Below are 7,610 nucleotides of genomic sequence, written 5' to 3'. Positions count from 1 at the left end.
GTTTTTTATCTATACTGCAGTATAGTTCTTGATAACTATGTGATATCTCTCGTAAAATAAAAACTCTTTCATCTAGTGTCATATTATCAAGATTGTTAAGCCATCTTTTGGCTTTTCTTTTCATTCTTTGTCTATCTGTATAATTATGTCCAATATAGTCATAATCGTGTTTTATCATATTTGTAGGATTGAAATTAGTCCAAAGGCTCTCAATTCTTTTACCACCTCTTGACATTGTTTGAGTTTCAAAATAATTCCAACCATGAAGCATAGACATATATAAATCTGATTTATAACCACTTATCATTAAATAAACATTTTTATATTTTTTATCAATTTCAATTAATATATTTAATAATTTGATATGTTCATCATCTATCATGTCGTATAGATATTTGCAACTATTTAAGCAGCTACGAGTTTTATGTAAATAAGGTGGGTCTAAATATATACAAATAGATCCATTAGAGATATATTTATCTATGGTGGACTCCAATATTTCCAAAGAGTTATCATTAACTATGTAGTACCTTTTATCAAAATTTAACTTATTAAGAATATTCTGATCTCTTTCAATACCAATATTAATATTTGCTGGGTACTTCATAGACATAATAGCACCTGTTCCTAAAAATGGTTCAATATAAACATCATGCTTTGGCATTTTAGAGATTATAAAGTGTGGTATTCCACTACCTGTCTTTTTACCTAAATAGCTTGGAGTATTCATTCACAAGCCCCATAAGGATTGATACAACCTAACTCTAAACCTAAGCCATTATATTTATATTTTGATACTATATTAGTGATAGATAAAGGTTTTGATTTATCATAAAAGAATGTTGCATTTTTAGATATATTTGTAACCAATGAAACTTTATATTCTAAATCTTTAACTTTTTTTATAGCTTCATCATCTAGTGAACCTATCTCAAATTGATTTGCATTGATACAAGGATAACATCCAACTCTTGTACATCCCATTTTATAAAGTGGATTTAATTCAACTTTATTAGCAAAATGATAGTTATAAACTTCTTGTACAGTCCAATATACTATAGGCTGATATATAGTGATACTGTTTTCTTTTGAATAGTAGTTTTTAACAGCTTTAGATTTTTTAATATTATTTAGTTTTTGCCATTGTCCAAATTTTGGTGCATTAGTAAAGTTTGTTTTCCAAAGATTTTCGCCTTTTCTTTTTTGACTTTCATCAGCTCTAATACCAACAACTGATATAACTCTATAACTTTATCTTTATATCTAGTATATAATTCCATTATTGGGATGATTTTAAGCTCAGTTGTACAAAACTTTTTAACTCTATTTGGGAACATCTTTTTAGCAATACATAGATCTTCCATATTGTTATATTTTTTTGACTTAACAGTAAATATTCTTATTTTTAATCTTTTTTCAAGATATTTGATATACTCATAAGTTTTAGGATGCTCCCAACCTGTATCAGCAAATATAAATCTTAATTTATTTCTTGGATAGTGTTTTAACATATAAATAGCAGTTGCCGTGCTATCTTTTCCACCACTCATAGATACAAAATATAATTTTTTCATTATCTATTTAAACTAAACTTTTTAGACATATCATCAAGCCATAAAATAAGTTTTTGTGATTGATTATCATCAACAATATTTAGTAAATCATTAAATCGCTCACCATCACTTTTTAATAGTTGAAAATTTACCATAAGTAAAAGTTCTATAGCTTCATCTTTTTTATTTTTATCAAGATTATCCGAAAAAATAGCCTTAAAACTCTCAAAATCTTCACTAAATAAAGCAAATTCTTTTAATCTAGTGTGAGCTTTATTTGTTTTGTTATTCATTAAAATAGTGTTGCTTGAGTACAGTTAGAATTAACTTTTTTAAGAATATTTAAACTACATTCTAATATATGCTTACCAATCTCATAATTTACCTGGTTGCGAATAACCTGTCTTTTATTTTTAATATTTCTATATTTCCTAATATCAAAGTCTTTTAATGATTTGCATGTAACATCATTGTGTATGTACATCTTATCAACTTTTATAGTTGTTATATTAAAATTTGACCAATACATATGTCTATCTATAGTAATACTTGGCTTTAATAATGGTTCATAATAAGGTCTTACATTTTCTACAACATACTTAAATCTTTTTGTATGCAGTTGTAAAAATAATATAACTTGATACAAACTCATATCCGGGTATTTTGGTTTATATGATTCACTATCTTTTGAACTATACAAAATCCTTGTATGTGTTTGACATGGTGGAGATACCCAAATAAAATCAAACTCTTTATAATGATTTAATAAATATTCTTTAGCACATCCAACTATAACTGTATCATTTGGAAATCTATCTTGATATGCTTTAGCTATATGTTTATCATATTCTACAGCTACAACTTCCATAGTTTGATTTACTTCATTCCATAGCTTTCTATTGCCACCAATACCAGCATAAAGATTTAATATTTTTAACTTTTTAATATGCTTCATCATCAAACAATCCACCTTGATTAGGGTCTATTCCTAACTCTTCAAGTGTCTTTTTATCAGCTTCACTCTCTATACTATGTTTAGCATATACAGTCCAATACTTATCAACTTTTATAGCTTCAATAGTCATAAATGTATATCCACATGATGGGCATTTTCTACATCTTTCGTTTACTGTACCTTTAAAAGTACCTGTAACATTTGTAATTTCATTTGCACATCTAGGACACCACATATAACTATTTCCTTTCTATTTTATAATCTCAATAAAACCTTACAAAAGTAAGGCTCTATGAAAATATTAATAACTTATGATTTTAAGTATTTTAAAGCTTCATCTATAGCATCACAATAGCCTTCTACCAAAGCACCACCATCATCTGTAGCATTTAAAAAGTCATCATCATTATCTATAAAAAATGGTTCTACAATAATACAAGGTGCATTAGTAGCTTTTAAAAGATGACCACCTCTATCCTCACTATCTTTTGACTTAATACCTCTATCTTTATTTTCTAAAATATCTGTTAATTTATCTTGAAAAATCTTAGCGATATTTTTACCCTTAACACTTTTATGATAATAAAGCATCTCACAACCACTTGCAGTAGTATTAAAAGCATTACAATGTAAGCTAATAACTAAATCTACATCTAAATCATTTATCTCATAAGGTAGTTTTGAATAGCCATTTTCTCTATAAACCAATACAATCTCATCACTAAGATTATGTTCACTCCAATTAGCTTTTATATCTTTTGCTAATTTTTCGTTAAATTCAAACTCACTAACATCAGAACTTTTATTTCTAGCACCACGACTATAAGTAGAGTGTCCTATTACTATTGCAACTTTCATTATTTAACTACTGCTACAGCTGGTGCTTTTTCTTTTACAGTTAAACACATTTTTAAACCATCATCATCTAAAGCCATCTCTTTTAATTTAACACCTGGTGTAACTACAGTTTTTACAGTTACTAAATCATCAAATCTATCACCAAACATCTTCTTTAAAGCATCTTCATCAGATACTTTGATGTCATATCCAAAAGTTATCTTAACTTTGTCATCATCTACACCAAAAGTTATAGTTGAAGTATCATCATCACCTAAAATAATTCTAGCTTCAGCGATTAAAATCTCTTTAGCTTTTTTTAAATCTTCATTGTGTCCATCAATCTTTTGTTTTGTTTCTACAAAAAGATTTAAAGCACTTTCAACTGCTCTGTTTTTTACTTCAGTTTCTTTTTTACCAATTTTTACTACTAACATTTTTTACCCTTTTTGATTGCTTTTTTAAGCTTTCTGTTATTTTGTTTTTTTAAACTACTCTTTTTGTTAAGTTCATCGATTGCTTTTGAAGCAGCAATACTTAGACTTATTTTCTTATTTAGTCCCATTTTCTAAAATCCTTTTGCTTTTTTTGTATATCTTGCAAGATACGGTGTCTTAATGATAAACACTCAATAAAGCCATCAAAAAGTGATAGCTCTATGAATATTTAAGAAGCTTTTTTATGCTTTAATGACTCCAACCATTGCTCCGTACCATTTGGAACTTCAGCAACATTTGCTATTAAATATTTTGCACTTAATAACTTACTTATATCTTGAGCTAAAGATAAAGCTTGTATTCCACTAAGAGTTGCACTAATTCCATCTATCTTTATTTTATAGCTATCTAAAAACTCAGTAGCTTCAATAGTTGCTATATTCTTTTTATTTAAATTCTCGTGGTTTTCACATGCTTTTGTTAATATATCGTTGATTTTTTTCATTATTTAGCCTTTTTTGTTGGTTTAAATTCTGCATTATTTGCACATTGAACTTTTACAGGTGGTTTGATATTTTTAATACTTGCTATTATCTTTCCTGCTTCATCTTTTGTAATATTATCAAGGTCGTTTATAGGTTTTTTAAGTATTTTTGTAACTAATTTCAGTAAAGATTCAATACTTTTATCTCTACTATTTGCAGTCCATAAAGTTTTGATATAACTCACTTATTTTTAGTTGCATATACTTTTTTAGGTGCTAGTCTTAGTCCACCTTTGTTATTTACAAAACTATCTAAAGCGATTAACTCTTCAATTCCTAGCTTTTTGCTACTTGATACACCAAATCTATTCTCAAGCATAGTCTCATATAACTCTCTATCATCTGCATATACATTTTTATACATATCACTACAATGAATAGATCTAATCAAAGCAACTTTATATCTTTTTTGTTTATCAGTCATAGTTTTAACCTAAAATAACCATAGATGAAGCAGATTTTATATGACCTGCATTGATTGTTTCATTTTTCATTTGAGCGAATCTAACAGCTTTTTTATAGATATTTACAGCTCTTCTTAAATGTGTAGTGATAGCTTTAATATCATTTGAACTGTCATTAAACAATGCTTTAAAATCATCATCAGTTAAACCTTTAAATTCCCAAACACCACTTATTCTTGAATACAATTGTAGTAGTTCGCCATTTCTACCTTTTAAATTTGTTAAAAGTGCAGGAGTTCCAACTAAAGCAGTTGGAACATTACTAAAATCCCATATTCTTCTTATAGCTTCAAGTGTTTTAGTTGTTAAGTTTTCAGCTTCATCAATGATAAGAATTGATTCTCTTCTTTTAAATTCATTTGATATATCAACTATCATAATTTCGCTATTTGATAAGCTTTGAATACCTAATTTTTCACAAATAGAAGATAATACACTTCTTATTTGCATACCTGGTATTGCTTCAATTAGTATAGCTTCTGGGTGAGTTTTGACAAACTCTTTTATAGTTGTAGTTTTACCACATCCTGGTTTACCAAAAACTATAGCCATTTCGTTACCTATGATACATTCATCTAAGATAAAATGAGCCATATTTAAATCAGCAGTTTGTACAATCTTTAAAGCTTTTACATTGTCTTTATTTTTGTAGTTATTCATAAAGTCATTTATCTTAACTTCTAGTCCAGCTACATCACCTTTATATACAGCTTTTAAGTATTGAGATATAGCACTTGTACTAACCCCTAAACTTCTTGCTAGTATAGATTGTGTTAATCCATTTTTTGTTAAAAATTCTCTTGTCTTTGTTTGCATGTTAATCTCCTAAAATTAATATTTAAAGCTTTAAGCTCTAGCCAATTCTCGAACCATTTCAAATGGATCAAATGAAGATGGCTTTGTAGAAGATATATCATTAGAAGCAGTACTTTTTGACTTGCTTTTAATTTTAGGAGATTTACTAACACTTTTTTGATACTGTGCTGCTTCCTCCAATATACCCTCAACAAAACTATCTTGAAACTCTTGGTATAAGTTCATACCCTCTTTTTGTGCTTCAATAAATGGTTTTATATGATTTTCTTTATGAGCTTTTACACTTGCCTTATGCTCTTCAATTGTCATACACTCTAAACCTAACTCTGTATTTGTTGCTACTCCTATATATTTTTCATCTTTATAAACCCATACACGAGCCACATCATCAATATTTTCATATACATCTACATAGTCACCCTTATTTAATCCACTCATCCATAAATCAGCACCTTGATAAGTGCCATTATTTAAAGCTATTCCACTCATTGATAATTTTCTTCTATGTTTATTTCCTAAAGATTTTTTGATAGTTTCTAACTCTTCATCATCAAGTAAAAATTCAGCGAATGCTGAGTAGTTATCAACATAATTAGCTAGTAGTTTATTGGTAACTTTTCTAAGTTCATCAAGTGTAAGTAATCTGTTTGTATCAAATCTTGTAGCTTTGGAAGTTCGTACATCTATCTTAGATGCATTTTGATTTTCAATCTTTGTTCGTTTTGATACATTTGCACCAACATAACCAGGTATTTTAGAAAATTGAGTTTGAAAAGTATTAAAAAATCTTTCAACCGAACCTTTTTGTCTACCTTGACCAATATCTGCAAGTACTTGTGTGATACTTAAATCGCTTAGTACTCTTTTATAATGATTTGATACATAATCTCGTCCATTATCAGTTTTGATAATCTCTGGTTTACCCATATGTTCAAAAGCTTTAAATAACACTCTTACTTGGTCGTAACTTGTGATAGTTTGAGTTAAATCCCCAATAACAGCTCCACTATGTACATCTATAACAGTTGTGAAGTTTACACGACCTATATCGTAACCTGTAATACTTTCATCATTTGGAATTTTACACATGAAGTCAAACTTTGTAGCATCTACTTGCCACTCTTGGTTTATATAGCTAATATCTCTTACACCTACTACATAACCTTGAAGCCAACCATCAAAACCTTTATCATCAAATACACTTACTCCATAACACTCATTTAGTCTTTTTTTAGTAGCATTTACAAGTCCGTTGTAAGATATAATCGACTCTTTATTGATACTCTTTTTTAAGTCTAATTCTCCACTTTTTTTAAGTATTCCAAAACAATAAAATTCCCAAACTGCATAAAAACCTTGATGATTTGCTCTATTTTTGGCAGCCATAATTGACATATCTAGTACAGCGATATCTATCTTTCTAAAGTCTGTGTTTTTACCTCTATTATCATCTAAAGCATTTGCTCCATTATCTTTAAAAGCTTTTATCCATCTGTTTATTTTTCTTACATTTGAAGCTATTGTTTTATCATCGCAATTGTGATGATGTGTAAGTAGTAAACTCTTAACAATAGAATTTAAAGAATAGTTATGTATTCTATAAAATTTTATAAGTAAAAGTTTGTTATCTTTTGAAGTGGTTTTTATGATGTCTATATGCTCTATAGTTTCTAAATCTAAAGTCTTGATTTTGCTTTGATATACTGTCTTTTTATTCTCTTTTTTAGTGTCTGAAAGCTGTGTATATTGGTATGATTTACCATTAGAATTATGAACTACCACAAAACCAAATGATTGCTCTTTTATAGTGATAGTTTCTTGATTGTTTTCTAGTGCTTTTTTTGTAAGTCGTCTAACAGTTCTCTCACTTGATATAGCTAAACTAGATAAATCCTTACTATTCATAAGTTTTACCATCTAGTTGTTTTCTAATTTTTAAACATTGTTCGCCCCAATATTGAATATGTTGGTGACTATTAGATTTATAAAACTTGATGTACATAT

At 28.2% G+C, this 7,610-nt stretch carries 14 protein-coding genes and 1 pseudogene; all 15 read right to left on the bottom strand.

Annotated features, from left to right (window positions below; all coding sequences use genetic code 11):
- Positions 1 to 730: hypothetical protein (locus QZZ48_RS04440; RefSeq protein ID WP_294962369.1), on the bottom strand; the 730-nt coding region annotated here is incomplete at its 3' end.
- Positions 727 to 984: a hypothetical protein gene (locus tag QZZ48_RS04435; RefSeq protein ID WP_294962367.1), complete on the bottom strand. Its 258-nt coding sequence runs from the start codon at positions 982 to 984 to the stop codon at positions 727 to 729. The genes QZZ48_RS04435 and QZZ48_RS04440, both read right to left, overlap by 4 nt.
- A gap of 21 nt (positions 985 to 1,005) precedes the next feature.
- A pseudogene (locus QZZ48_RS15795) lies at positions 1,006 to 1,224 on the bottom strand (hypothetical protein); the annotation flags it as partial.
- Entirely contained in the window at positions 1,131 to 1,574 is a 444-nt protein-coding gene (locus QZZ48_RS04430; RefSeq protein WP_294962365.1) for a phosphoadenosine phosphosulfate reductase family protein, read from the bottom strand. The pseudogene QZZ48_RS15795 and the gene QZZ48_RS04430, both read right to left, overlap by 94 nt.
- Complete coding sequence (locus QZZ48_RS04425) at positions 1,574 to 1,846, bottom strand: hypothetical protein (protein WP_294962363.1); 273 nt, start codon at positions 1,844 to 1,846, stop codon at positions 1,574 to 1,576. The genes QZZ48_RS04430 and QZZ48_RS04425 overlap by 1 nt, the downstream gene beginning before the upstream one ends.
- Positions 1,846 to 2,511, bottom strand: a complete 666-nt coding sequence (locus QZZ48_RS04420) for a DNA cytosine methyltransferase (RefSeq protein WP_294962361.1) — start codon at positions 2,509 to 2,511, stop codon at positions 1,846 to 1,848. Before QZZ48_RS04420 ends, QZZ48_RS04425 begins: the two co-directional genes overlap by 1 nt.
- A complete protein-coding gene (locus tag QZZ48_RS04415) occupies positions 2,495 to 2,743 on the bottom strand; it encodes a hypothetical protein (RefSeq protein ID WP_294962371.1) in 249 nt (82 codons plus the stop codon). Before QZZ48_RS04415 ends, QZZ48_RS04420 begins: the two co-directional genes overlap by 17 nt.
- Before the next feature lie 74 nt (positions 2,744 to 2,817).
- Positions 2,818 to 3,366 (bottom strand): N-acetylmuramoyl-L-alanine amidase, encoded by a 549-nt coding sequence (locus tag QZZ48_RS04410; protein WP_294962358.1) that lies wholly within the window; start codon positions 3,364 to 3,366, stop codon positions 2,818 to 2,820.
- Positions 3,366 to 3,782, bottom strand: a complete 417-nt coding sequence (locus QZZ48_RS04405; protein ID WP_294962356.1) for a hypothetical protein — start codon at positions 3,780 to 3,782, stop codon at positions 3,366 to 3,368. Before QZZ48_RS04405 ends, QZZ48_RS04410 begins: the two co-directional genes overlap by 1 nt.
- On the bottom strand, positions 3,776 to 3,910 hold the full coding sequence (locus QZZ48_RS04400; RefSeq protein WP_294962354.1) for a hypothetical protein: 135 nt from the start codon (positions 3,908 to 3,910) through the stop codon (positions 3,776 to 3,778). The genes QZZ48_RS04405 and QZZ48_RS04400 overlap by 7 nt, the downstream gene beginning before the upstream one ends.
- Before the next feature lie 101 nt (positions 3,911 to 4,011).
- A complete protein-coding gene (locus tag QZZ48_RS04395) occupies positions 4,012 to 4,287 on the bottom strand; it encodes a hypothetical protein (protein ID WP_294962352.1) in 276 nt (91 codons plus the stop codon).
- Positions 4,287 to 4,511 (bottom strand): hypothetical protein, encoded by a 225-nt coding sequence (locus QZZ48_RS04390; protein WP_294962350.1) that lies wholly within the window; start codon positions 4,509 to 4,511, stop codon positions 4,287 to 4,289. Before QZZ48_RS04390 ends, QZZ48_RS04395 begins: the two co-directional genes overlap by 1 nt.
- Positions 4,508 to 4,750, bottom strand: a complete 243-nt coding sequence (locus QZZ48_RS04385) for a hypothetical protein (protein ID WP_294962348.1) — start codon at positions 4,748 to 4,750, stop codon at positions 4,508 to 4,510. Before QZZ48_RS04385 ends, QZZ48_RS04390 begins: the two co-directional genes overlap by 4 nt.
- A 4-nt stretch (positions 4,751 to 4,754) precedes the next feature.
- Positions 4,755 to 5,606 carry an AAA family ATPase gene (locus tag QZZ48_RS04380; RefSeq protein ID WP_294962346.1) on the bottom strand — a complete coding sequence of 284 codons (852 nt, stop codon included), beginning with the start codon at positions 5,604 to 5,606 and terminating at the stop codon, positions 4,755 to 4,757.
- Between the two features lie 30 nt (positions 5,607 to 5,636).
- Positions 5,637 to 7,523 (bottom strand): DDE-type integrase/transposase/recombinase, encoded by a 1,887-nt coding sequence (locus tag QZZ48_RS04375; protein ID WP_294962344.1) that lies wholly within the window; start codon positions 7,521 to 7,523, stop codon positions 5,637 to 5,639.
- Positions 7,524 to 7,610: the final 87 nt, after the last annotated feature.

It is taken from the genome of Sulfurimonas sp., assembly GCF_016744025.1.
Classification (GTDB): Bacteria; Campylobacterota; Campylobacteria; order Campylobacterales; family Sulfurimonadaceae; genus Sulfurimonas.
The sequence above is the reverse complement of the archived record's forward strand: the minus strand, read 5'-3'. Positions and strand labels throughout refer to the sequence as shown.